The organism is Labilithrix luteola, assembly GCF_001263205.1.
GTDB classification, from domain to species: Bacteria; Myxococcota_A; Polyangia; order Polyangiales; family Polyangiaceae; genus Labilithrix; species Labilithrix luteola.
This window is the reverse complement of sequence record NZ_CP012333.1, coordinates 5,174,136-5,197,001: the sequence shown is the minus strand read 5'-3', so window position 1 is coordinate 5,197,001 and position 22,866 is coordinate 5,174,136. Positions and strand designations below refer to the sequence as shown.

At 65.0% G+C, this 22,866-nt stretch carries 24 protein-coding genes; 12 read left to right on the top strand and 12 right to left on the bottom strand.

The window, feature by feature from the left end; genetic code table 11:
- The first annotated feature begins 51 nt into the window (after positions 1-51).
- The gene (locus AKJ09_RS22995) at positions 52-969 is read left to right on the top strand and encodes a LysR family transcriptional regulator (RefSeq protein WP_169927770.1); all 918 of its coding nucleotides are present in this window, start codon (positions 52-54) and stop codon (positions 967-969) included.
- Here the strand turns inward: AKJ09_RS22995 and katG are convergent.
- Positions 966-3,176: a catalase/peroxidase HPI gene (gene katG, locus AKJ09_RS22990; protein ID WP_146649354.1), complete on the bottom strand. Its 2,211-nt coding sequence runs from the start codon at positions 3,174-3,176 to the stop codon at positions 966-968. The two genes, AKJ09_RS22995 and katG, sit on opposite strands and share 4 nt — an antisense overlap.
- Before the next feature lie 68 nt (positions 3,177-3,244).
- Positions 3,245-3,958, bottom strand: a complete 714-nt coding sequence (locus AKJ09_RS22985; RefSeq protein WP_146649353.1) for an alpha/beta fold hydrolase — start codon at positions 3,956-3,958, stop codon at positions 3,245-3,247.
- A gap of 106 nt (positions 3,959-4,064) precedes the next feature.
- Between AKJ09_RS22985 and AKJ09_RS22980 the strand changes: the two genes are divergently transcribed.
- Entirely contained in the window at positions 4,065-4,982 is a 918-nt protein-coding gene (locus AKJ09_RS22980) for a LysR family transcriptional regulator (protein ID WP_240488564.1), read from the top strand.
- A 67-nt stretch (positions 4,983-5,049) separates the two neighbouring features.
- Here the strand turns inward: AKJ09_RS22980 and AKJ09_RS22975 are convergent, their stop codons facing one another.
- Both AKJ09_RS22975 and AKJ09_RS22970 read right to left on the bottom strand, forming a co-directional pair.
- Positions 5,050-5,271 carry a hypothetical protein gene (locus AKJ09_RS22975; protein WP_146649351.1) on the bottom strand — a complete coding sequence of 74 codons (222 nt, stop codon included), beginning with the start codon at positions 5,269-5,271 and terminating at the stop codon, positions 5,050-5,052.
- 40 nt (positions 5,272-5,311) lie between these two features.
- On the bottom strand, positions 5,312-5,569 hold the full coding sequence (locus AKJ09_RS22970; RefSeq protein ID WP_146655626.1) for an Atu4866 domain-containing protein: 258 nt from the start codon (positions 5,567-5,569) through the stop codon (positions 5,312-5,314).
- Between the two features lie 138 nt (positions 5,570-5,707).
- Here AKJ09_RS22970 and AKJ09_RS22965 point away from each other — a divergent pair, with 138 nt between their 5' ends.
- From AKJ09_RS22965 to AKJ09_RS22945, 5 genes are all read left to right on the top strand, one after another.
- Positions 5,708-6,616 (top strand): LysR family transcriptional regulator, encoded by a 909-nt coding sequence (locus AKJ09_RS22965; RefSeq protein WP_146649350.1) that lies wholly within the window; start codon positions 5,708-5,710, stop codon positions 6,614-6,616.
- Positions 6,617-6,755: 139 nt separating this feature from the next.
- Positions 6,756-7,196, top strand: a complete 441-nt coding sequence (locus tag AKJ09_RS22960; RefSeq protein WP_146649349.1) for an ester cyclase — start codon at positions 6,756-6,758, stop codon at positions 7,194-7,196.
- Between the two features lie 258 nt (positions 7,197-7,454).
- The gene (locus AKJ09_RS22955; RefSeq protein WP_146655625.1) at positions 7,455-8,207 is read left to right on the top strand and encodes an SDR family NAD(P)-dependent oxidoreductase; all 753 of its coding nucleotides are present in this window, start codon (positions 7,455-7,457) and stop codon (positions 8,205-8,207) included.
- A gap of 94 nt (positions 8,208-8,301) precedes the next feature.
- On the top strand, positions 8,302-9,456 hold the full coding sequence (locus tag AKJ09_RS22950) for an Atu4866 domain-containing protein (RefSeq protein ID WP_146649348.1): 1,155 nt from the start codon (positions 8,302-8,304) through the stop codon (positions 9,454-9,456).
- Positions 9,457-9,556: 100 nt separating this feature from the next.
- Positions 9,557-10,207, top strand: coding sequence for a flavin reductase family protein (locus AKJ09_RS22945; RefSeq protein WP_146649347.1), 651 nt, complete (start codon positions 9,557-9,559; stop codon positions 10,205-10,207).
- Between the two features lie 474 nt (positions 10,208-10,681).
- Here the strand turns inward: AKJ09_RS22945 and AKJ09_RS22940 are convergent, their stop codons facing one another.
- The gene (locus tag AKJ09_RS22940; RefSeq protein WP_146649346.1) at positions 10,682-11,065 is read right to left on the bottom strand and encodes a limonene-1,2-epoxide hydrolase family protein; all 384 of its coding nucleotides are present in this window, start codon (positions 11,063-11,065) and stop codon (positions 10,682-10,684) included.
- Positions 11,066-11,344: 279 nt separating this feature from the next.
- Here AKJ09_RS22940 and AKJ09_RS22935 point away from each other — a divergent pair, with 279 nt between their 5' ends.
- Both AKJ09_RS22935 and AKJ09_RS22930 read left to right on the top strand, forming a co-directional pair.
- Positions 11,345-12,124: a helix-turn-helix transcriptional regulator gene (locus AKJ09_RS22935; RefSeq protein ID WP_146649345.1), complete on the top strand. Its 780-nt coding sequence runs from the start codon at positions 11,345-11,347 to the stop codon at positions 12,122-12,124.
- 63 nt (positions 12,125-12,187) lie between these two features.
- Positions 12,188-13,273, top strand: a complete 1,086-nt coding sequence (locus AKJ09_RS22930) for an aldo/keto reductase (RefSeq protein WP_146649344.1) — start codon at positions 12,188-12,190, stop codon at positions 13,271-13,273.
- 26 nt (positions 13,274-13,299) lie between these two features.
- Here the strand turns inward: AKJ09_RS22930 and AKJ09_RS22925 are convergent, their stop codons facing one another.
- Positions 13,300-14,784 carry a toxin-antitoxin system YwqK family antitoxin gene (locus AKJ09_RS22925; RefSeq protein WP_146649343.1) on the bottom strand — a complete coding sequence of 495 codons (1,485 nt, stop codon included), beginning with the start codon at positions 14,782-14,784 and terminating at the stop codon, positions 13,300-13,302.
- A 155-nt stretch (positions 14,785-14,939) separates the two neighbouring features.
- Between AKJ09_RS22925 and AKJ09_RS22920 the strand changes: the two genes are divergently transcribed.
- Positions 14,940-16,160, top strand: coding sequence for a spermidine synthase (locus AKJ09_RS22920; RefSeq protein WP_146649342.1), 1,221 nt, complete (start codon positions 14,940-14,942; stop codon positions 16,158-16,160).
- 48 nt (positions 16,161-16,208) lie between these two features.
- Here AKJ09_RS22920 and AKJ09_RS22915 read toward each other — a convergent pair whose 3' ends face one another.
- Positions 16,209-17,342, bottom strand: a complete 1,134-nt coding sequence (locus AKJ09_RS22915; protein WP_146649341.1) for an FAD binding domain-containing protein — start codon at positions 17,340-17,342, stop codon at positions 16,209-16,211.
- Positions 17,339-18,019, bottom strand: coding sequence for a DsbA family oxidoreductase (locus AKJ09_RS22910; protein ID WP_146649340.1), 681 nt, complete (start codon positions 18,017-18,019; stop codon positions 17,339-17,341). Before AKJ09_RS22910 ends, AKJ09_RS22915 begins: the two co-directional genes overlap by 4 nt.
- 102 nt (positions 18,020-18,121) lie before the next feature.
- Here AKJ09_RS22910 and AKJ09_RS22905 point away from each other — a divergent pair, with 102 nt between their 5' ends.
- Positions 18,122-19,111: a LysR family transcriptional regulator gene (locus AKJ09_RS22905; protein WP_146649339.1), complete on the top strand. Its 990-nt coding sequence runs from the start codon at positions 18,122-18,124 to the stop codon at positions 19,109-19,111.
- Positions 19,112-19,154: 43 nt separating this feature from the next.
- Here AKJ09_RS22905 and AKJ09_RS22900 read toward each other — a convergent pair whose 3' ends face one another.
- Positions 19,155-19,511 (bottom strand): tRNA-binding protein, encoded by a 357-nt coding sequence (locus AKJ09_RS22900; protein ID WP_146649338.1) that lies wholly within the window; start codon positions 19,509-19,511, stop codon positions 19,155-19,157.
- Positions 19,512-19,610: 99 nt separating this feature from the next.
- A complete protein-coding gene (locus AKJ09_RS22895; protein WP_146649337.1) occupies positions 19,611-20,357 on the bottom strand; it encodes an AraC family transcriptional regulator in 747 nt (248 codons plus the stop codon).
- A gap of 98 nt (positions 20,358-20,455) precedes the next feature.
- Here AKJ09_RS22895 and AKJ09_RS22890 point away from each other — a divergent pair, with 98 nt between their 5' ends.
- Positions 20,456-21,214: an alpha/beta fold hydrolase gene (locus AKJ09_RS22890; RefSeq protein WP_146649336.1), complete on the top strand. Its 759-nt coding sequence runs from the start codon at positions 20,456-20,458 to the stop codon at positions 21,212-21,214.
- A 58-nt stretch (positions 21,215-21,272) separates the two neighbouring features.
- Here AKJ09_RS22890 and AKJ09_RS22885 read toward each other — a convergent pair whose 3' ends face one another.
- Positions 21,273-21,818 (bottom strand): GNAT family N-acetyltransferase, encoded by a 546-nt coding sequence (locus tag AKJ09_RS22885; protein WP_146649335.1) that lies wholly within the window; start codon positions 21,816-21,818, stop codon positions 21,273-21,275.
- Positions 21,819-22,006: 188 nt separating this feature from the next.
- Positions 22,007-22,852 (bottom strand): RNA polymerase sigma-70 factor, encoded by an 846-nt coding sequence (locus tag AKJ09_RS22880; RefSeq protein WP_146649334.1) that lies wholly within the window; start codon positions 22,850-22,852, stop codon positions 22,007-22,009.
- Between the last annotated feature and the right edge of the window lie 14 nt (positions 22,853-22,866).

Here is a 22,866-nt window from a genome sequence, read left to right as displayed (position 1 = left end):
CGAACGAACAATAAGCGCCCAATCGAACGCAATGTTCGATACAACAGCACAATGCTTTCCCCCCGCGATTTGCCGTTGCTCCCCGTCTTCGTGGCGGTCGCCGAAGCGGGTTCGTTCACGACAGCAGCCCGTGAGCTGGGACTGGCGAAGAGCGTCGTGAGTCTCCATGTACGCACGCTCGAAGAACGCTGCGGCGTACGACTGATGGAGCGAAGCACTCGTCGACTTCGTCTCACCCAGGTCGGCGAGCAAGTGCTCGAAGCAGCGAGAGAGGTGCTCGGCGCGGTTCGCACGCTCGAGCACGTCGTCCAAGGGCATCGTGATGCCCCCACAGGAGTTCTCCGCGTGACGGTGCCGCTGGATCCGTCGCTCTCGGCGATGCTCGCGCCGATTGCCGCGGCCCTGACCCGCCAACATCCCGCACTGAGAATTGACCTCTCGTTCGACGATCGGGTGCACGACCTGATCAAGGAGCGGTTCGACGTGGCGGTTCGGCTTGGGAGCGTAGCTCCATCGAGTTACGTCATTCGGCGTCTGGGGACGGAGCCAGAGGTCGTCGTGGCGAGCCCAACGGTGGTCGATCAGTGGGGTGAGGTTCAAACACCGGATCGGCTCTCCGGAGCACCGTGGGTCGTTCACTCGGGCTTGCCGGTCCGGGCGGCATGGACATTTCGTTCGACTCGTAGTGCCAAGCAGATGCAGGCGACCCTAAAGGTCACCGTCGCCGCGAACACGGTGCTTGCTCTCCGGGATCTGCTCGTGGCTGGAGCGGGGTTCGGTCTCCTCCCTCTCCATGTCGTTCGCGATGACATCGCCGCCGGACGCCTTCAGCTCGTTTGCCCGGACTGGCGCTCGCGGAAGCTAACGCTTCACGCGTTGCTTCCGACCCGGCAATCCCCGCCTCGCGTGCGCGTCTTTCTCGACCGGCTCTCCGACGCCTCGAAAGACCTCGGTTTCGACCCCACCTAGCCTGCCAATGAGACGAGATCGAGTTCGACGAGATCGAAGCGGTCGAGGTTCATCACCTTCGTCCAGGCGGCCACGAAGTCACGGACGAACGTCTCTTGGCCGTCCGAGCTTCCGTAGACCTCTGCGAGCGCGCGCAGCTGCGCGTTCGAGCCAAAAATCAGGTCGACGCGCGTAGCGGTCCACTTCGTCTCGCCGGTCGTGCGGTCGCGCCCTTCGAACACATCCTTCGCGTCCGAGACCGCCTTCCACTCCGTGTTCATGTCGAGCAGGTTTTTGAAGAAGTCATTCGTGAGGGCTGCCGGTTTCTTCGTGAAGACGCCGCGCTTCGATGAACCGGCGTTGGCCCCCAAGACCCGCAGACCGCCCACGAGCACCGTCATCTCGGGCGCGGTCAACGTCAGGAGCTGCGCCTTGTCGACGAGGAGCGCTTCTGCTGGGACGGCGTACTTGGCCTTCTCGTAGTTTCGGAACCCGTCCGCCACCGGCTCCAGCACGGCAAAGGACACGACGTCGGTCTGCTCCGGCGAAGCGTCCGTCCGCCCCGGGACGAACGGCACCGTCACTGCATGACCGGCGTTCTTCGCCGCTTCCTCGATGCCGACCGCGCCGCCGAGGACGATCAAGTCGGCGAGCGAGAGCCTCCTGCCACCGGTCGCTGCGCCATTGAACTCGCGCTGGATGCCCTCGAGCGTCTGGAGCACTCTGGCCAGTTGCTCGGGCTGATTCACGGCCCAGTCCTTTTGCGGCGCAAGGCGGATGCGCGCGCCGTTCGCGCCCCCGCGCTTGTCGGAGCCGCGGAACGTCGAGGCCGACGCCCACGCCGTCGAGACGAGCTGCGAGACCGACAAGCCCGACGCGAGAAGCATCCGCTTGAGGGAAGCGATGTCCGCCTCGTCGACGAGCGCATGATCGACCTTCGGGATCGGGTCCTGCCAGATCAGATCTTCGGCAGGGACCTCGGGGCCGAGATAGCGCGCGCGGGGGCCCATGTCGCGGTGGGTGAGCTTGAACCAGGCGCGCGCAAACGCGTCGGCGAACTGGTCCGGATGCTCCATGAAGCGACGCGAGATCTTCTCGTACGCCGGGTCGAAGCGCAGCGAGAGGTCGGTCGTCAACATCGACGGCGCGATGCGCTTCGATGCGTCGTGCGCGTCCGGCACCGTGCCGGCTCCCTCGGCGCCCTTCGGCTTCCACTGATGCGCGCCGGCCGGGCTCTTCGTGAGCTCCCATTCGTAGCCGAACAAGTGCTCGAAGAAGTCATTGCTCCACTTCGTCGGCGTCGTGCTCCACGTGACTTCGAGTCCACTCGTGATCGCGTCACCGCCCTTGCCCGCGCCAAGATCATTTTTCCAGCCCAGACCTTGCGCCTCGAGGTCCGCCGACTCCGGATCGGCCGCCACGTGCGATGCCGGGCCCGCACCGTGCGTCTTGCCGAACGTGTGGCCGCCAGCGATCAGCGCGACGGTCTCCTCGTCGTTCATCGCCATGCGCGCGAAGGTCTCGCGAACGTCCTTGGCGGCCGCGACCGGATCAGGGTAGCCGTTCGGGCCTTCCGGATTGACGTAGATGAGGCCCATCTGCACCGCCGCAAGCGGGTTCTCGAGGTCCCGCTCGCCGGAGTACCGCTTGTCGCCACCGAGCCACGTCTTCTCGGTGCCCCAATAGACATCTTCATCGGGCTCCCACACGTCCTCGCGACCACCGGCGAAGCCGAAGGTCTCGAAGCCCATCGTCTCGAGAGCAACGTTACCGGCGAGGATGAACAGGTCGGCCCAGGAGATCTTGCGACCGTACTTCTGCTTGATTGGCCAGAGTAGGCGGCGCGCTTTGTCCAGGTTCCCGTTGTCCGGCCAGCTGTTGAGCGGCGCGAAACGCTGCTGGCCGCGACCGCCGCCACCGCGCCCGTCGCCGATGCGGTAGGTGCCGGCGCTGTGCCACGCCATGCGAATGAACAAGGGGCCGTAGTGACCGAAGTCCGCCGGCCACCAATCCTGCGAGTCCGTCATGAGTGCCGCGAGGTCCTCCTTCAGCGCCGCGAAGTCGAGACTCCGAAACTCGTTGGCGTAGTCGAACCTCTCGCCCATTGGATTGGATTTGGAGGAATGCTGATGAAGAAGGTCGAGCCGCAGCTGGTTCGGCCACCAATCGCGGTTCGAGGTGCCGCCGCCGAGGGAGCGAGGGAAAGGGCATTTGCTTTCGGTTGTCATGCTTTCAAGTCTCGGTTTGGGCACCCCGCCAGGGCAGCGATGAGTCTCAACGCACGCGGGGAGCGGGCTTACCTCGTCGCAGCAGAGGCGGCTGCCGCGGCCTGCTCGATGATGGATGCAACAGCGTTCGGTTTCGAGACGTAGACGGCGTGGCTACCTTCCGTCTCGACCACCGTGGCGCCCGCGCGCTTCGCCATCGACCGCTGCGCGGGCGGCGGGATCATCCTGTCGCTCGTCGCGACGAGGTAGAAGCTCGGCTTCGTCTTCCACGCCGGCGAGCTCACCGCTCCGGCGAGCGCCTCGACGCCCCACGGTACCTGCGAGTCGGCCATGAAGGCGGCCTGATCCGGTCGGACATCCGCCGCGAACGAGTCAGCGAACTTCGCGCGATCGAGGAGCAAGAACCCGGCCTGGGGCGGAAGGATCGGCGGCACCGGGGCGCCCGGCGGGGGATTGGCAATGAGCGTCTGGACGGACTCGCCCTTGTCGGGCGCGAACGCGGCGATGTACGCGAGCGCCGCCACCTTCGGATGGTTGCCGGCTTCCGTGATGACCACGCCGCCGTACGAGTGACCGACCAAGACGATCGGTCCGCTCTTCTGATCCAGGACACGCTTGGTAACCGCGACATCGTCCGCGAGGGAGAGCGTCGGGTTCTGCACGATCGTGACGTCATATCCGTCGGCGCGGAGGAGGCGGTACACGCCCTCCCAGCCAGAGCCGTCGACGAAGCCGCCGTGAACCAGAACGACCGAGGGACGATGATTGTGATTCGTCGACATGAAATGACTCCTTTTGGCCAGCCGCAGACGTGTTTCGGGTGCGACGAGAGTGGTGCTCGCGATGCATTTTTACCAATCATGAGTCATGATAACTTTCATCACGGCTATGAATCTTGCGGCACTCGATCTGAACCTGCTCGTCGTTCTTCACGCGGTGCTCGAGGAGCAGAGCGCGACCCGCGCGGCGAAGCGATTGAACGTGACGCAATCGGCGGTGAGCAATGCGCTCGGGCGGCTCCGTAGCGAGCTCGGCGATCCGCTGGTCGTCCGACACGGACGCGGGCTCGTTGCGACCCCGCGCGCCTTGGAGCTCGCCCCCCTTCTCGCGCAGGGAATCGCGCAAATCCAGACGGCGATCGGGCGCGGCCGTGCGTTCGTCCCGCACGAGAGCACGCGCACGTTCACCATCGCCGTGGGGGACAGCCATCAGACGAGCGAGGGGCCGCGCATCGCCGCCATGTTCGCGGAGCGGCTCCCGCGAGCGAATTTGCGCATGGTGAGCTTGGACCTCTTCACCGCGAGCGATGGCCTCGCGACCGGCGAGATCGACATCGTGTTCGCCCCGTCTGGGATGGTGGGAAGCGGCCATCACGGCCAGCACCTTTTCGACGAGGTCGTGTGGCTCGTCGTTCGTCGCGATCACCCCAAGGTCCGCAGCACCCTCACGCCGAAGCTCTTCAACGAGCTTGCACACGTCGACATCGAGCTCGTGCTGGGGAAGCGGGGGTTTGCCCATCGCGCGGCCGAGAACCATTGGAAGAGCGTCGGGCTCGTGCGACGCGTCGCAGTCACGGTGCCGTATTTCACCAGCGCCGCGATGATGGCTACGCGCACGGACTGCGTCGCTGCCATCCCGAACCGACTGGCCAAGATCCTATGCGCGGCCTTCCCGCTCAAAATCGTGCGGACGACGTTTCCGCTGCCCTCGATCGGGATCTCGATGATGTGGCACGAGCGAACCGACGCCGACGCGGGAGCAGTGTACTTCCGACAGCTCGTCGCAGACGCCGTGCGCGACGCCTGAGGCACAGGCACGGCGCGTGAGCGCTTCCGGCGCTGTCCGACGATCGCACGTAAGTCGGCCCAGTCCCTCACGTGCGCCTTTCGCCAACGAAAGTAGCGCGTCGATCCATGGCCTGCGCCACGCGCAGGTTGGTCGCCATGAAGCTCGGACACTCCATCGCAAACGCCCATACCGGCGACAGAGCGCAATGGCGGATTGACTGGGGAGTGGGCGCCGGGCCTATGTCGGCCAGCTCCGTCTCGACGACGCTCGGAGCGATCGCGACGACCTTCTCGTTCGTCGGGACCATACTCATTCTCCTTCCGTGCGGGGTGCGTTCTCGGCGAGCTTCATCCTTCCTTTCGTAGGACCATTCCTGCGTGGTGGAGCACGCCGTCGACGAAGTCGCCGTCGGCCGTGAAGCCCGTGTCATCGACGTAGTCGATGTGGTCTCCGGTCAAGGTGTAGCGGCCGCGATAGGCGCTGTGGCGCGAGCCGCGCGCCTCGTCGTAGCGGCCCCCAGGCAAGAGCTCGTGCCGGATGTGGCCGTCCTCCGTGACCCACATGCCGACGTAGCGCTCCTGATCGGCCCGCGCGTTCGGTTGCATGGTCTTCGCACTCGTCGTGTCGTTCGTCGTGTTCATAGCCGCTCCTGTCTTGTTGGGGCTCACGAGAAGGAACCTACGGCCCAAGACTGCTCCGCGCGAGTTGTCAATCCTCGATGGGTTCATTAGCGTACTTAAGCAATGCAAGATGACCTCGGTGGACTCGCTGCTTTCCTGGCGGTGGCGGAGACGCGCAGCTTTCGCCGTGCAGGCGAACAGCTCGGCGTCACGGCCTCCGCCGTGAGCCAGACGGTGCGGCAGCTCGAAACGCGGCTCAACCTTCAGCTCTTCGCGCGGACAACACGAAGTGTCGCGCTCACAGAGGCAGGGGAGCAGCTCTTTGGCGGCATCCGTCCGGCGTTCGCGGATGTGCGCGCGGCGCTCGAGTCACTTCACGCGCTTCGCGCTCGACCTGCCGGCACGCTGCGGCTCAACGTGTCATCCGTCGCCGAGAGTTTTCTCTCGACGAACCTTCTGGCGGAGTTCCTCGCGGAGTATCCCGACGTCAAGCTGGACGTCGCCGTCGACGACAGCAATACGGACATCGTCCGCGAGGGCTTCGACGCGGGTGTCCAGCTCGGAGAGGTGGTCGCACAAGACATGGTGGCCATCCCGGTCTCACCCCAGCAGAGGCAGATCGTCGTCGGGTCTCCGGCGTACTTCGCTGCACATGGAAAGCCGAAGCACCCGAGAGACCTCCACACACACGCGTGTATCGGCTGGCGCGTCTACACGACGCCGGCGCCTTATCAGTGGGAGTTCGTCGATGGCGGGAAGGAGTTCAGCGTCGCTCTCGATGCTCGCGTGAACACGAACGAGATGGGCCTCATGCTGCGACTCGCGCTGAGCGGCGTGGGACTCACGATCGGCCTGGAGGACACCTTTCGGCCGTACATCGACAGGGGCGAGCTCACGATCACGCTCGAGAAGTTCTGCCCCCCATTCCCGGGATTCTTTCTCTATTACCCGAGCCGCGCCCAGACGCCTCCGAAGCTGAAGGCGCTCGTCGACTTCCTTCGCGAACGGACGCGCCCGCGACGTCGCCGCTGAAATCTGCGTGCGGCGTGACATTACAAATGAAACCTAACGAGACCATCAATAATTGAGAAGCTGCGCGCATCAGTGACCGCGCCTACGTTCTCGGTGTGAACGAAACAACGTGGCCCAACCGCCACGGAGAGAGGTCATCATGAACACCGAGACCAACACGTCTCTGATCCGAAAGCTGTACAACGCCGTCAACGCGAAGGACCTCCCGACCATCGCCGCATTCGGCGACTCGAGCAGCGAATGGCTCGACGTCCCGTTCAACTTCACCACGCGGGGCGAGACGGCGATCATCGATCCGTGGAAGGCCTGGTTCGACATCTTCCCGGACGCGACATGCGAGGTTCGCAGCCTCGTCGCACTCGGTGACCACGTGGTCGCTCAGGGCATCGGTCGCGGCACGCATCGCGGAGTCTTCAACTCACCGGCCGGAAAGCTGGAGCCGAGCGGACGGGCGATGGCGGTGAGCTTCTGTGACGTCTATCGCCTCAAGGACGGCAAGATCGTCCGTGCGGACTCTTACTTCGACTTCTACGGGCTCCTCCGACAGCTCGCGCCCGAGCTCGCGGCCGCCAACACATAGCTCGGGGACGAGGCCGGCCGCACGCCCCTCGTGGATGGCGCGAGGCTGACGGCTACACCAGCGTCAGCTGGACGTCGACGCCGTGCTTGTCCTTCGCGGCCCCTCCACGATCGCTTCCGATTGCTGAAACACCGCTCGCGGTCAGACGCCGGACGTCATCGCGTGCAGCGAAACGCTGCTCGACACGCTCGTGCTCGTCGAGCGCGTGCCTCGATGCGACGTATTTTAAAAAGCCAAATGGATCAAAGGAGAAATCAAATGAACACCATGGTGAATGAAGTCGAAGGAAAAGCTGCTCTCGTTACCGGCGCGGCGAGCGGGATCGGACGCGCCATCGCCGAGCTGCTCCATGAGCGTGGCGCGAAGGTCGTGGCCGAGGATATCGACCCGAAGGTCGAGGAGCTGGCTCGCGACGGCCTCATTCCGCTCGTCGCCGACGTCACCGTCGATGGTACGGCCGAAAAGGCGGTCTCCCTCGCCGTTCGCTCGTTCGGAAAGCTCGACATCCTCGTCAACAACGCCGGGCGCATCATCTACAAGCCGATCGTCGAGATGACGCGCCAGGACTGGAACTGGCAAATGGAAACGAACGTCACCGGAGCGTTCCTCCATTCGCGCGAAGCGATGAAGGCCATGGTCCCCAACAAGTCGGGCGCCATCGTCAACATCGCGTCGTACGCGTCCTACTTCGCCTTCAAGGGCATTTCGGCATACACGGCTTCCAAGGGGGCGTTGGCGCAGCTCACGCGAACCCAGGCGCTGGAAGCCATCGAACACGGGATTCGGGTAAACGCGATTGGTGTCGGTGACGTCGTCACCAATCTTCTCAATCACTTCATGGAGGATGGGCGAGCGTTTCTTGCCGACCATGGCAAGAAGGCTCCGATTGGCCGTGCCGCGGACGCGAAGGAGATCGCCGAGATCGCTGCGTTCCTTGCGTCGGATCGGGCGAGCTTCATCGTCGGGTCGGTCGTCATGGCCGATGGCGGCATGAGTGTTCCCATCGGTTGAGACATCCGAAGGCGACGGGTCGAAGGGGGCGGCCCGTCCGCGCGAATGTCCGCCCCCCACCGATCGACAACGGACTGAAGAAAGGAATCACGACATGAGCTCGACACTGACCAAGACCGCATTCTTCACGGCCAAGCCTGGAGGGGAGGACGCGCTCGGCGCACGGCTCCTCGCACTTGTGGAGCCAACGCGAACGGAACCTGGATGCGTCCGCTACGGCATCCTCCGCTCCGCGGACCAGCCAGATCTCTGGTTCGTCTACGAAGACTGGCGCGATGAGGCCGCCTTCGATGCGCATATGCAGACTCCGTACGTGCAGCAGTTCATGAAAGATGTCCCCACACTTTGCTCGAAGGACGTCGATACTCGGACCTTCCATTTGCAGTCCAAGCCGTCGATTGACGTCACCGAGGCTCACCTCCATCCCGCGTCCGGTGGGCTCGCCGCGGAGCGCCCCCACCTCGACGCGCGCGAGTCAACGACGACGACGCGCCGTGAGATGCTCGACATGGAGGCATTGGAAGCACTGACCAGCTCGAGCGGCGCCCCCTCGCGTCCCATCCTGCTGACGGGTGGTGCCGTGGTCGCGGTCGACCCGATGCTCGGCGACTGGGAACGCGCCGACGTACTCATCGTCGGGTCCGTCATCGTCGGCGTCGGCCCAGGTCTGCTCACCGCGGCTGCCGACGACAAGTCGATCGTGATCGATTGCGAGGGGATGGTGGTCCTCCCGGCGGCGACCGACTTTACTTCACCCCAGCGGTCCGGCTCGCTGACGCCCGGCAAACGCGCCGACATCGTCGTGGTCCGCATCGCCGACGCCAAGGACACCCCGACCGGCGCCGTTGCGAACCGCGGCCAGCACGTAGACATTCTCATTCAGGACGGCAAGGTCACCCTCTGGCGCGGTCGCCCGCTCGCCGATTCAGAGTTGTCCGCGAAGCCGCCGGCAGTCGCGGCGGGCAAGGCGGCCGACGCTTCTGCGTTCGTAGGCATGTGGATCGACGAGAACGACTTCGTCCGTCAAGAGCTCCTTTCCAACGGACGCTACGACGAGGCGCGCGGAGATCGCGCAAGCGCCTATCAGGGTCAGTATTGGATTCACGGCAACCGCATCGACTATCTGGATGATCTGGGCTTTTGGGCCTTCGGTGAGTTCAAAGACGGCGTCCTCTACCACGCGGGTTACCGCTTCCGGCGCGCTCCATTCCCTTCCCTACCCAAAGTGAAGGCCGAGTCGGCAGCGTAGTCGCCCCAACACGCGAGCGCCTTCGTCAAACGCACGAAGGCGCTCTCCCGGCAACTCGGCTTCCAACTCGACCTGTTGTTTATGAAGGAGCAGCCTCACCATGACCGACCATCCTCATACCCCGAAGACCGCGCGTGTTCAGTCGCCCGCCAGACGAGCATCGAATGCGAAGTCGGATATCGTCGCCGCGGCGGGCTTCTCCGAGTTCCCCCTCGACCGAGTACATCGGTTGATCGAGCCGGGACCGGTCATCATGGTCTCGACGTCGCGGGGTGGGCGTCCGAACCTGATGACCAACGGCTTCAACATGTCGGTGGTGCACGACCCGCCGATTCTCGCGCTCGTGGTCGGTCCTTGGGACTACAGCTACGACGCGCTGCGCGAGACGCGAGAGTGCGTGATCGCGATCCCGTCAATCGATCTCGCCACGCGTGTCGTCGACGTCGGTAATGTGTCCGGTCGAGACGTCGACAAGTGGAAGCGCTTCGGCTTTACGCCGCTTCCGGCAATCACCGTCGCTCCCCCGCTCGTTGGCGAATGCTTCGCCAACATCGAGTGTCGCGTCGCCGATGATCGACTCGTCGCCGATTACAATCTGTGGCTTCTCGAGGCGACGCGCGTGTGGCTCGCCGAATCGAAGCGTGGCCTCGGTGAGTTTCATCATCGCGGCGACGGAACCTTCTCGGCGAACGGCGAGACAATCGACATGAAGCGACGGATGACGAAGTGGCAGGCCCTCGTCGAGGACTGAAGTCCTCGGCCGGTCCGGGGTCGCGCCTCGATCAAGGCGATGCGCGCTCCGGGTCGAAGAGGTCTGAAGATGACCTTCACGAGACTGCCGGCCCGTCGCAGCACGCGGACGTTCGAGGACGTGTACATGTGTCGTCATCACGCTGGCGACGGTGCTCTGCGTCCATTAGCGCTGTCGGTAATCGCCGACGATAGCCACGTTCCCCGAGCGGACATGGTGCGGGATACCGGTGGCGCGCAACGCAGCCACCGGCACCGCACTCGTGAGCTACGAGACGGAGCCCGTGCTCGGAAACACCATGGGCAGGTCCCCCTCCCCCAGGATTCCTGGATCCCGTGAAAACCATTCTTGCGTGCGGCCACGGTTCAACGATTCCGCACGCTCGCACGGTGTTCTTCCCGATCGCGGGCGTCGAAGCGAGAAGCCCTCGAACTGGCCTGAACGATCGTGCCCGATAAGGATCGATGTCCGGGCTCATCCCATCCGGCTGGTGAACTGGTTCATGTCGAAATAGTCGCGCCAGGCGCTGATCTTGCCGTTTCTGACCTCGAAGACTCCCATGACCGGCAGCTCGAAGGACTTGTGAGGCAGCTTGAAGGCGTCCACCCGCTCGGTCATCACGACCGGACCATTCGCTGCGATATTGATGACGCGGAACTCGATGCTCTCGATGCCTGGCGCGCCAGGGCGGATGAACGTGGCGATGTTGTTCGCGATGGCGTCCCTGCCGGTGACCGGCGCCAGCGGAATATTGTGGTAGACGGCGTCGTCGGTGAAAAACGCGGCCAGCTCGGCGGCCCCGATGTTGTTGGACCACGCCGCACAGAATCTGCGCACAACCTCGATCGGGCTCTCCATCTGGCTCCTCCTTCCGTCGTTCTTGGTGGCACTCCGCCGGGCGCCCATCAATGCCAGCCCCGCAGCTGACACGATTCCGGCACCACCAACCGCATATAAGAACTTACGGCGCGAGCGCGCATGCGACATTTCCGTTCGGCTGTCCAAGTCCCTTTTAGACATGAGTAGCTCCGGAACCTCGACTCCGCTCAGGCATTCCGAAGCTTGAAAGGCCAACACCGTACCGACCGGCCGCCCGTCGGTTGCGTAAAAGCGCCTCGCGCTGCATCATCGAACCACATGCCGCCCGAAGCCGTCGCGTACGTCGAGGTTGCACCTCGCCCCGAGGCGGCGGCGTACCTGACCGAGATTTGCGGCGTTTCGTACGAAGGCGTCGAGGCTCCGGCACTCCTTCTTCCGCAAGGCACGGCCACCTTCGTCGTGTCGTCGTCGAAAGACGCGCGGCGCCTGCGCATCGAAGTCAAAGGTCCACAAACGCGAGCCGCTCAAATGCCGCGCGCTCGTCTTCGGTGGGCCCTCGGCGTACGCCTTCGCGCGGGGCGAGGCCGAGAGCTTCTGGGTGTTCCGCTGGACGAGCTGACGGATCGAACGGTCGCGGTCGACGCTCTCTGGGGAAAGGATGGCGAGAGACTCGGCGAACGCATGATGGGCGCGTCGAGGATGAAGGATCGGCTTCGCGTCCTCGAAGAGATGCTTGTCGCACGCCTGGGCCTGGTCCGTACAACGCCGTCGACGAGCGCGCTGGTAGACGCCGCGACGGCACGTCTCGAACGTGGAGCGTGTGAGCGCGTCAGCGAACTCGCGGACCACTTGGGCATCAGCCCGCGCCAATTGCGGAGACAGTTCCTCGACCACGTCGGCATGACGCCGAAGGCGTATGCAAGCCTTCTGCGCTTCCGTCGGGCAACCGATGCGCTCGAAGCGGCCGGTTTCTCGAACTTCGCCGATCTCGCCGCTCGAAGCGGGTATTACGACCAAGCGCACATGATTGCGGACTTCCGAGAGCGCACGGGAACAACACCGCGTACGTTCCGTGCGTTGGTCAATTCGACGGAGTGACCGTTTCTTCCAATTCGGCGGCGTGCGGCGCGCGTACCTTCCTCGTTCACGGAGGACACGCCAATGCCCATCGACGACTACGTGACCCTTGGACACTCGGGCCTTCGGGTTAGCCCATTTTGCCTCGGCGCGATGACGTTCGGTCAGGACGATTGGGGTTCGTCCGTCGCCGACTCGCAGCGCATCATGGATGCGTACATCGATCGAGGCGGAAACTTCATCGACACCGCGAACCTTTACACGCGAGGTCGCTCGGAGAAGATCATCGGCGAGCATCTGGGGCACGGTCCTCGAAAGCGACAGCGACTCGTTCTCGCGACGAAGTTCTTCGGCAGTCTCTTTCCCGGCGATCCCAACGCAGGTGGAACGAGCCGCAAGGCCATCCATGCGCAGCTCGACGAATCGCTGCGGCGACTGGAAACGGATTACGTCGATCTCTATTGGATGCACGCGTGGGACAAGTTCACGCCGATCGATGAAACGATGCGCACGCTCGATGATCTCGTGCGTGCGGGGAAGATTCGCTACATCGGCTTTTCCGACACGCCCGCCTGGAAGGTCGCCGAAGCCCAGGTGACGGCACAGCTTCGAGGTCTCTCGCCGCTCGTCGCGTTGCAAATCGAGTACTCGCTCCTCGAACGGACCGTGGAGGGGGAGTTCTTGGCCATGGCCGACGAGCTTGGCTTGGGAGTGATGCCGTGGTCACCGCTGAAGAACGGTGTTCTCACTGGCAAGTACGCTCGTCGAGACAAGGGCAATCATGCGCCTGATCGCGGCGCGTTTGCGCTGCCGGCGCTGTCCGACGATCGCACGTTCGACGTGATCGAGTGCGCAGAGCGGATTGCATCCGAGCTCGATGCCACGGTCGCTCAAGTGGCGCTGGCGTGGCTTTGCGGGCGCCGGGCGGTCGCCTCGCCGGTCGTGGGTGCGCGCACGATCGGCCAGCTGGAGCAGAATCTGAAAGCGCTCGATCTTCGCCTGACCGACCTGCAACGCCAGCAGCTCGACGAAGCAAGCAAGCCACAGCTCGCGTTTCCGGCGGCATTTCTCGAATTCGTCGGGCGTGTTGCGTACGGCGGCACGACGATTCGAGGAGTTTCTTATCCCGCAACGCCATACGCGCCGAAGAGCGACGCCGATCGCTACTGACTCCCGCGTCTGCCCAACATCGCCGGTCAACCGGCGCTGAGCGTTCTCGAGGCAAGGAGCCGAAGCGCCTGCTTGCGGACCGCCTCGTCGGGATCGTTCGCGAGTCGGCCGAGCTCGACGGCTCGATCCCGAAATGCCTTTCGCATCGGGTCGAGCCACGGAGCTTCGTTGTCGGACGGCGGCGGTAGAGCATCGGCGTACCTTGCGAGGAGCGCAAGGATCGCGCTCCGGGCGGCGCGCCCGTCGCTCGCGACGTGCAGCAGCATCGGCGTAAGCCTCGCGCTCGATTCGTAGATCGTCCCCTGGTGAACCGTATCGGTCGACAAAACGCGGAGCGCCCCGTCGCGGATCTCGGGGGCGTCGGCGACGAGTGCATTCAGGAGATGAGCCACGTGGTACTTGGATTCGTGAAACGCGTACCAGGCGAACATCGACGGGTCCGAGAGCTCGGTCCAGGGGATGTCCTTCGCCATCGCGTAGTACTCGGTCCGCGGTAGGCGAACGATGGTCGACAGCAGGTGAAGCATCGCGAGCTTCTCCTCGTCGAGGAGCACGACGTCGCGGACGTTTTCCATCTGCTCGTAGAGCGGCAGGAACACTTCTTCGAGCACGGCGCCGTCCTCGGCGAACATCTGCCAGCGCGCGGCGACCTCCTCCTCTTCTCCGTCCTCCTCCGGAGGAAACGACCTGAACTCGATCCGGGCGAGGAGCTTGCCGTTGGGATCCCAGAACGACCACGGACCGGGCAGCGCGCCGTCGGTGCCGAGCTGTGCTTCGGCCTTCTTCCGTCCGTCCGTGAAGGTCGTGAGCCGGAACGTGACTCCGTCCGCACGCGCCAGCCCCCAATGATCGAGGTCCGTACGGGTCGAAATGCGTCCATGCCCGACGTAGGTCGCGCCATCGGGCACGTCGTGACGAGTCCGGGCGAACGTCAGAAGCTCGTCGTCGTCGAGCGCATCGACGCGGTGGTGGGTGAGGTCTCGCTCCGTCACGAGCTCACCTCGTTCGTCGAAGAAACGCCACACGCCGATGAGAGGTCCACTCCAGTGGCCGCCGCCCGCGTGCCGGCCTTCCATCGCCTTGTACGCCCCCTCGACGCGGAGCACGCCTGATGCGTCGTACTTCTTGCACGGCAGCACGTCGCTCGGTTCGCCGTAATCGACCAGCTCCCGCGCGCCATCGGGGAAGAAGAACGTCCACATGCCGACGCGAGGCGACGGACCGTCGGCGAGCTTCATCCGCCCATGCTCCCAGACGCCTTTCCTCCTTCCGTTGGTGATCAGCGCAGAGAACGCCGGTACATGAGCGGGACGTTCGGGCGCCGGTGTCCCGTTGGTCGCGACCTCCCGCCCGTCGGCGTCGAAGAAGATAGGCAGGCTGCACGTCCCGTCCTCGAAGATCTCCTGTCGCGCCTGGTGGATGCGCGGATGGGCGGAGTCGAAGACGTGGTGGTTCGACGTGGATTCGGCCGAACGTTGCCAGGTGACGATGCCAGGGCGGAGATCGCTCATCGAGGGCGAGAAGGATACGACAGACTCGCGAATCGCGATGTCACGAAGCTCGATCGTCGGCGCCAGAGGTCAGCCGGTAGCCGGGGTCGGGCGAGAGCGCCTCAACGAACGTCGCTGACTCGGGAACCAAGAGCAGCGCCGATTGTCCCACAGGGATGCCCTTCGACCCGATTGCGCTCGCGAACGAAGTTCCCGACGAAGCGACGTTCGACCGAGCCGTGCTCGACCTTCTCGGTCGTAGCGTCGGGTTCGACGCAGCCCTCTTCGCCGTCAAAGGAGAGCCGCCGACGATCATCGGCATCGACGGGAAGCTAGGCGCCGCCATTGCACGCGGCGACTACGACGACGAGATCGCGCCCATCAAAGCAACGGCTCTCGCGAGGAGAGGCGTCGCGGTCGATACGCAGGTTCTTGGTGAGCAACACGTCCGTGCCCTTCGCTACCATCGCGACTTCGCGGCACCGATCGGTGGACGCCATTCGCTCATTGCGTTCCTCGCGGTGCGCGGCATCCCGATCGGCGGTCTGATGCTTGGTCGCTGTGGCTCGACGTTCTCCGACGAGCAGCTCGCTCTCGTCGAAGCCCTCCTCCCGAGCCTCGCCATCGCACGCGCGTCGTTTCGGCTGCCTTGGTGCGGGCATCCACTGCCGACGCCGCGCTCCACCGGCACCGAGCGACTCGCAAGCTGGATTCGCGGAGAGCGCGTCCACGAGCGCCTCGCCGACAAGAGCCCCGAAATCGTGGTGCGCGACCGCGCGGGATACCGGGAAATGGTCGCCTGCGATGAACGCGGAAACCTCGTCTGGTCGCGCGCCGCAATCGACGAGCCCGAACGTTCGGGTTGGTTCTACGTCGATCTCCTGCATCTCGCGGCGGTGCGAGCCTCGAGTCAACGTCGCTTTCTGTTCATCGGCAGCGGAGGCGGCGTAAGCATCCGCCAATTCGCGCGGGTCTATCCGGGAGCGACGCTCGACGTTGTGGAGTCCGACGAGCGCGTCGTCACACTCGCACGTCGCTGGTTCGGGCTCGACGCCATACCAAACATCTCGATCACGATCGACGACGGAGCATCGTTCCTTCGGCGCTCGCCAAGCAGCACGTGGGACGCGATCATCGTCGACGCATACGACGGCTCGGTGCTTGCCGCGCCGTTCGCCAGCCGCGCGTTCTTCGCCGACGTTCGCCGCACCTTACGTCCTGGCGGCGGGCTGGCGTTCAATGTCATCGGCACGCTCGGCGGCAACGGCGAGCTTCAGCGGATCGAGCGCGCAGCGCGTGCGGAGAGATTGGACGTACGCCTCGTGCCCGTGCTCGATCCCGGCGAGGCGTATTCGCCGATGGCGGTTCGCAACGTCGTGCTCGTCGCGCGGCGCTGAACTCGATGGCGGTCACGGCGTGCCGCGATCACGGCTGGGCGTTCGATGTCATCGGCCGTTCGGGAACTGTGAGCGGTCGCCGAGCATCTTGCCACGCAGCGCGAGCTCTTGCCCGAGGAGAAGCTGGCGAGGCTCCCAGCTCGCAAGCGCGGTCGCGAGGTCGGTCGCGGGCGGCGTGAGTGCGTCCACCAACATGAGGGCGTTCGCCGCCGCCTTCAACGTACTGGCGGCTGTATGCGGGCGGGGCACGAACGCGGCATCGCCGAGTAGGACGACTCGACCGAAAACCATTCGAGGAACCACAAGGTCGAGGATCGGTTGGACGAAGGGGTCTCGCGTTGCGTGGACGAGATCGCGGAACGGCCATGCGAGCTCGTCGTCTGCCGCGGCGCGGAGCTCGCGTTCGAGCTTTGGCGCGAGATGTCCGGGAGGGACCGAACGCTCGCGGACGCGGCCATCTCGATCGGTCATCACTTCCTCGAGCCGAGAGGGAGCCATGTTCCGGTACCAAACCCAGTTGAAGCGGCGCGCACCACGATCCGTCGAGTGATCGTCGCCCCCCACGAGATACGAGAGGATATGCGATCCCGGAAACTCGAAGAACGCGAACCGCTCCGACAGGACCTCGCGCGCCTTCGCTGGCAGTTCACCTTCGGGAACGAGGCCGCGAAAGGCAACGTATCCGGCGTAACGCACCTCGATGTCCGGGAGCATGAGCTGGCGAACCGTGGACCCTGCGCCATCCGCTCCAACGAGCAGCTCCGCGCGCTCCGAACTCCGACCATCTTCGAAGTGAGCGATGACGGCGCTCGCATCTTGCTCGATGGAGACGAGCGTTTCGCCGGCGTGGTAGTGCTCCTTCGGGAACGCCTCCCGGAGCGCGCTATACAGGGCGGACCAGGAAGTCTGCGTCTGCGGTGACCTCATCAGAGACGCGACCCCGCCATCGCGCGAGAGGTAGACCCGCTCTCTTGCGACGACGCCGCGCAGCTTCGTCGCATCGACGCCGATGCGCCTGAAGACCTCGACGACGTCCGGCTGGAGGACGATGCCCCCTCCACGGCTCTCGAGATCTCCGGGCGAGCGCTCGTAGACGTCCACCGTCCACCCCGCTTCTCGAAGGAGCACGGCCGCGAAAAGCCCGCCGAGCGATCCGCCGATGATGATGGCTCTCCGCTTCACGATTGCCTCCCTGTCCCACGCCCGACTGTCGCTCGAGGGGCATCCTCGGAGCGGACGGCCTTGATCGCATCGACCAGACGCGAGACGGCGACCGCACCTTCGGCGACGAAGGAACCGATGCGGATGCGAGGAACCGCATGCGTGCCCGACGCGAGGGACTTCGTCTCGAGCTCCAGAACCTCGCGCACGCCGCCTTCACTCGACAGCCACGTTTCGGCTTCGCGACGAGGGAGGCCAGCGTCCGCGGCGACGTCGGCCAACACAGCGAGAGAGCCGATGTCACGCCCCTCGGTGAAGTAGGCGTAGAATAGCTGGTGAACCAGACGCGAGGCGTCACCTCGCTCCTGAGCCCACCCCACCAGGCGGTGCGCGCGTCGCGTGTTTGGCGTTACGAGCACGCGATCGTAGTTGAACGCGAGTCCCTCGGCTTTACCGACTTCGGCGAGGTGAGCGTCCATCGCCAGCGAGCGCTCCCAAGAACCGAACTTGCCGCTCCGGTAGGCCTTCCGGTCCATCCCCTCGACGCGCATCGTCGGGTTCAGCTCGAACGGCAGGAATTTTATCGAGACTTCGTGGGTGCCTGCGACTTGCTTCGCGGCCTCCGCAAGGCGGTGTTCCGCCACGTAGCACCACGGACAGATGAAGTCCGACGTGACTTCGACGGGGACATTGTTCACGGGTTCGACCTCCGCCCACCATCGTGTGGCTTGGGTCGACTGTTGATAATGTGTCCATTCTGTCTATTATCTTTGCGTCGCACGCAAAGACGGAGGCGGCTCGTGGATCAACTCGAAGCGCTCCGGGCATTCGCCCGCGTCGTCGAAGCAGGGGGATTTTCGGGCGCAGCTCGCAGCGCCGGCCTCTCCGCAGTTTCGTCCGTGACGCGCCAGCTGAACTGGCTGGAGGACAAGCTCGGCGTGAAGCTCCTGGTCCGCTCGACGCGATCGGTGACGCCGACCGAAGCCGGGCAGGTCCTGTACGAGCAAGTGACACGCGTGCTCGAGGAGCTCGATGCCGCGACTCGTATGGTGAGCGGTCTCGACGCGACCCCCCGCGGGCGCCTGCGAGTGACCGCGCCGGTCGCCTTCGGCAGGCTGCATCTCTCGCGCGTCGTCACGTCGTTCATGCGCAAGTGTCCAGAGGTCGAGCTCGAACTCGTGCTCACGGACGCGGTCGTGGACATCCTCGAGGCCGGGATCGACATCGCGATTCGCATCGGACGCCCTGAGAGCGGCTCGTTGATCGCGAGGAAGCTCGCGCCACACCAGCGCGTGGTCTGCGCGGCGCCGGCCTACTTCGCGGCCCATGGCCGCCCCAAGCATCCCCGAGATCTCGCGCGACACCGTTGTCTGCTCTTCTCGTACGAAGCGAGCGCTCCGGGCATGGACTCACGCACGACGTCTTGGCACTTCGCACACGGAGGAACGGACACGCGCGTACGCGTTCAAGGGACACTCCGCGCCAACAGCTCCGAGATGCTTCTCGAGGCCGCCATGGACGGTGCGGGCGTCGCGCTGCTTCCGACCTGGCTCGTCGCCCAGCACGTGGCCGACGGACGGCTCGCGTGCGTCCTCTCCGGCTTCGACGCGAACCCACGAAAATCGAACGTCGCGATCTACGCGCTGTACCCGCAGACCCGGCGCAACTCGGTGAAGACCCGCGCGTTCGTGCAGCACGTCGCCGAACACCTTGCGTCGCAGCGCTCTTGGGAGGCCGTCTGCTTCAAGAAGCGAAAGGCGGAGTCAGCCGGAGCGCACGGATCATCCTGAGCACGTCCCCCGAAGCGGACGTCGTGCGAAGTGCCGGCCGCGTTCAGCCAAGCCGCGTGCCGTTGGGCACGGGGCGCTCGGGCGTCGTGATGACCACGCCCGCCTCCGTCGGAAACCCGGTCAACAGGAACTGCGAGCGGAACGGACCGATCTGCTTTTCTGGGAAGTTGATGACGCCGACGATTTGGCGGCCGATGAGATCGTCCGCCCGATAGAGATGGGCGATCTGCGCGCTGGTCTTCTTCTCACCGTAGGGCCCGAAGTCCACCCAGACCTTCCACGCGGGCTTGCGCGCCTCGGGGAACGCTTCGACGCGCGTCACCGTCCCCGCGACGATGACGACCTTCTCGAACTCCGACCAGGTGATCGTCTCAGGCTGTTTGCTCGAGCTCTCATCCATCGTGCCATCTCCTTTCGAGTCCATCGAGCCAGACACTCTGCAGACGAAGGAGGGTGCCGTCTTGGCGAAGACGGAGACGCTTTGGCGAAACCGGAAGCTCTAGCGCCGATGGCGGCGCAGGGCGCCGGGCGTCGTACCTAGCGCGGCTCTGAGGTGGCGCGTGAGGGAGCTCTGGTCGTAGTAGCCGGAACGCGCCGCCACCTCGATGATCGGCAGCGACGTCGTCTCGAGCAGCGAGACCGCGTACTGCACCCGAACCTCCGCAAGCCGTGCGTGAACGGTGGTGCCATAGGTGGCCCGGAACAGTGCCGCGAGGTGACGTCCGCTCACGCCCTCCTCGGCAGCAAGCGCATCGATCGTGAGCGGCTCGGCGAACCGCTGATTGATCGCTCGCCACACGCGCTCGGCGCGAGGATCGCGGCGCGCACGGAGCGACGTGCCCCCGTTGGCCGGGTGTGAAGCCAGAGTCGCAAGCGCCAGGGACGACCACGCATCGGCCAAGGCGGAGTCGATCGCGGTGACGCTCTCCGGCGCGTGCATCGTCTGCAACCACGTCGTCAGAGCTCTCAGGCTGGGCATGAGAGGGATGAACACGCGATCACCCAAGCGGCTGAGGTCGGGGGCGTTCGTCGCCTGCACCGCGTCCAGCACGATGAAGCTGTTGCGGCCGGTGGCCTCGAAGGCGTGCGCGACCCCCGCAGGAATCACCGCGATGTGGCGTGCATCGACACGGCCGCCTCGACCGTTCACCTCGATCTCCAGCACCCCGCGTGACGGCATCACGACCTGCACGAAGTCGTGGGCGTGGAGGGCCGTGGCGGGGCCGTAGGACCGAAAATCGAGCATCCCGCACGAGGATACCAGCCTGCTCCGCGTCGGCCACCGCGCTCCGAGCACCTCGAGTGCTCCCTTGAGTCGCTCGAGTCCACGTGTAGAACGACGCCATGCCCTATGCCGACAATGGTGGTCTGCGGATCCACTACGAAGAGCTTGGTGGTGAGCACGACCTTCCGCCGCTCGTGCTTGTCTTCGGATTCGGGATGACCGTGCTCGACTGGGTCGATCTGGGCTACGTCGAGGCACTGAAGGATGCCTTCCGCTTGATTGCCATCGAGCCGCGTGGGCATGGAACCAGCGACGGCTCGACCAACCCCGACGACTATCGCCTCGACCTGCTGGCTTCCGACGTGATCGCGGTCATGAATCACTTGGCCATCGAGAAAGCCATCGTCGGGGGCTACTCGCTGGGCGCGAAGATCGTGCTGAGCCTGGCAAGCCGGCACCCGCAAAGGCTCGCCGGTCTCGTGCTCGGCGGGTTCGAGTTCGCCTCGGAGGTGCGTATCGAGGACGACCTCGTCATCGATTCACTCCGAAAGGGCGGCCCGGCATGGCGCGATCTCTGGCGACGGATGATGGATCTCCCCCCGGCCATGGCCGAGCGCCTCTTGCAGGCAAACACAGGCGCGTTGATTGCGCTGCGTGAAGCGGAAGGATGCTGGGAGAGCCTGGCCGACGCGGTGCACACGATCGACGTGCCCTGCTTGCTCTATGCAGGGGAGCATTGCTTGGGACGTAACGCGGTAAGAGCAGCCGCCTCGTCGATCGCCTCGAGCCGATACGTCGAGCTCGCTGGGCTCACGCACTTCCAGGTGCTCGGAGAGTCGGCCTGGATTTGCAGCGAGGTGAGGCGCTTCTTCGCCTGACGCGGGTTGCGAGCTGGCGACTATGATTCATGGACCGACGAGCGTGCCGGTTGATGCATCACCCCGCGGTCAGCGGCTTTTCCAGGACCTCGAAGCGCAGGTCCTGACGGGTCGGGATGCCGAAGCGCTCGTCGCCATACGGGAAGGGCTTCTTGAGGCCCGTGCGGACATAGCCGCGCCGCTCGTAGAAGGCGATCAGCTCCTCGCGGATGTCGATCACCGTCATGCGCATGGTCGGCATCGACCAGTCGTCGCGGGCGACGCGCTCGGCCTCGGCCAGCAGCGCCTTGCCCATCCCGCCGCCTTGCAGATCCGGACGCACCGCAAACATGCCGAAGTACCCGGCGCCATCCTCGATGGCCACGTGGGCGCAGCCGAGCAGGACGCCATCGCGCTCGGCGAGCAGGATCCGACTGCCGTCGCGTTCGATGTCCTGACGCAGGACCTCCGGGTCGATGCGCGCGCCGTCGAGCATGTCCGCCTCGGTGGTCCAGCCCTGGCGGCTCGAGTCCCCGCGGTAGGCGCCGGTCACCAGCGGCACCAGCGCGGGAATGTCGGCGCGGGTGGCGATGCGGAAGCTCAGCGGGGCATGCTCGTGTTTCATGGCGCAATGTTAGTGCCGGCATCACGGCGATGCGATGTCGCCGGGCGGTAGCTGCCTTCCTTTTCGGCTATCGCCCCGCACCACGGCACTCAACGACATCGACACCGGCCGCTTCGTTCGCCGTCGCCTTGTTCTCCGGGGGCGGCGTGGACGATGCGCAGGCGACGAGAGTTAGCATGAAGCGGGGCCTAGACGCGCCTGAGCTTCTCCGGGTTCACCACGTTGCGCACGGCGGTGATCTTCTCGCCGTCGGTCTCGATGCTGAGCACCAGGTTCGCGATGCCGTTGGAGCGACCGACCACCGCCGGCCATCCGTTGACGTCGAGGATCTCGAAGCTCTGATCGGGCCCGTGCGGGAACTTCCGCACGACACCGGCGAAGAAGAGCGCTATCGCGTGAGCCCCGTGCACAGGACGACGCGCGGCCGCCCGGACCTTGCCGCCACTGTCGGCCCAAAGCGTCGCGTCCTCGGAGAGCGTCTTTTCGAGGACATCGAGATCCCCCTTCATCAACGCTTCGGCGAACGTCCGCAGCAGCCGCTCGTGATCGGCCCGCGATGGGGAGAAGCGCGGGCGGCCCTCACGAATGCGCGCCTGCGCGCGGTGGAAGAACTGGCGACAGGTCGCCTCTTGCTCGCCGAGCATCGCGGCGACCTCCCCATGGCTGTACTCGAACACCTCGTGGAGAAGAAACGCTGCCCGCTCGACCGGCGTGAGGCGCTCGAGCAGGACGAGAAAGGCCATCGAGATCGAATCCGGATCGATGCGCACCTCGGTCTTCACGGGCTCCGGTAGCCACGGCCCCACGTACTGCTCGCGCGTCATCCGCGCCGACTTGAGCCTGTCGAGGCAGAGGCGAGTGACGACGGTGGAGAGCCATGCCTTCTCCGATTCGATCTCTGCCGGATCGGCCGCTTCCCAACGAAGCCAGGCGTCCTGGAGGACGTCTTCCGCTTCGGCCGCCGAACCCAGCATCCGGTAGCCGATCGCGAAGAGGAGCGGGCGGTAGGATTGGAACGAGTCGGTCCGATTCATCGCGTGCACGTTCG

Bases quoted from the DNA above. Each gene is read 5' to 3' on its own strand.
- AKJ09_RS22975 (WP_146649351.1), bottom strand. From the start codon at position 5,271: ATGGTCCCGACGAACGAGAAGGTCGTCGCGATCGCTCCGAGCGTCGTC.
- AKJ09_RS22945 (WP_146649347.1), top strand. From the start codon at position 9,557: ATGACCGACCATCCTCATACCCCGAAGACCGCGCGTGTTCAGTCGCCC.
- AKJ09_RS22960 (WP_146649349.1), top strand. From the start codon at position 6,756: ATGAACACCGAGACCAACACGTCTCTGATCCGAAAGCTGTACAACGCC.
- AKJ09_RS22965 (WP_146649350.1), top strand. From the start codon at position 5,708: ATGCAAGATGACCTCGGTGGACTCGCTGCTTTCCTGGCGGTGGCGGAG.
- AKJ09_RS22925 (WP_146649343.1), bottom strand. From the start codon at position 14,784: ATGAGCGATCTCCGCCCTGGCATCGTCACCTGGCAACGTTCGGCCGAA.
- AKJ09_RS22995 (WP_169927770.1), top strand. From the start codon at position 52: ATGCTTTCCCCCCGCGATTTGCCGTTGCTCCCCGTCTTCGTGGCGGTC.
- AKJ09_RS22880 (WP_146649334.1), bottom strand. From the start codon at position 22,852: ATGAATCGGACCGACTCGTTCCAATCCTACCGCCCGCTCCTCTTCGCG.
- AKJ09_RS22935 (WP_146649345.1), top strand. From the start codon at position 11,345: ATGCCGCCCGAAGCCGTCGCGTACGTCGAGGTTGCACCTCGCCCCGAG.
- AKJ09_RS22985 (WP_146649353.1), bottom strand. From the start codon at position 3,958: ATGTCGACGAATCACAATCATCGTCCCTCGGTCGTTCTGGTTCACGGC.
- AKJ09_RS22930 (WP_146649344.1), top strand. From the start codon at position 12,188: ATGCCCATCGACGACTACGTGACCCTTGGACACTCGGGCCTTCGGGTT.
- AKJ09_RS22980 (WP_240488564.1), top strand. From the start codon at position 4,065: ATGAATCTTGCGGCACTCGATCTGAACCTGCTCGTCGTTCTTCACGCG.
- katG (WP_146649354.1), bottom strand. From the start codon at position 3,176: ATGACAACCGAAAGCAAATGCCCTTTCCCTCGCTCCCTCGGCGGCGGC.
- AKJ09_RS22920 (WP_146649342.1), top strand. From the start codon at position 14,940: ATGCCCTTCGACCCGATTGCGCTCGCGAACGAAGTTCCCGACGAAGCG.
- AKJ09_RS22895 (WP_146649337.1), bottom strand. From the start codon at position 20,357: ATGCTCGATTTTCGGTCCTACGGCCCCGCCACGGCCCTCCACGCCCAC.
- AKJ09_RS22885 (WP_146649335.1), bottom strand. From the start codon at position 21,818: ATGAAACACGAGCATGCCCCGCTGAGCTTCCGCATCGCCACCCGCGCC.
- AKJ09_RS22955 (WP_146655625.1), top strand. From the start codon at position 7,455: ATGAACACCATGGTGAATGAAGTCGAAGGAAAAGCTGCTCTCGTTACC.
- AKJ09_RS22940 (WP_146649346.1), bottom strand. From the start codon at position 11,065: ATGGAGAGCCCGATCGAGGTTGTGCGCAGATTCTGTGCGGCGTGGTCC.
- AKJ09_RS22890 (WP_146649336.1), top strand. From the start codon at position 20,456: ATGCCCTATGCCGACAATGGTGGTCTGCGGATCCACTACGAAGAGCTT.
- AKJ09_RS22900 (WP_146649338.1), bottom strand. From the start codon at position 19,511: ATGGATGAGAGCTCGAGCAAACAGCCTGAGACGATCACCTGGTCGGAG.
- AKJ09_RS22950 (WP_146649348.1), top strand. From the start codon at position 8,302: ATGAGCTCGACACTGACCAAGACCGCATTCTTCACGGCCAAGCCTGGA.
- AKJ09_RS22970 (WP_146655626.1), bottom strand. From the start codon at position 5,569: ATGCAACCGAACGCGCGGGCCGATCAGGAGCGCTACGTCGGCATGTGG.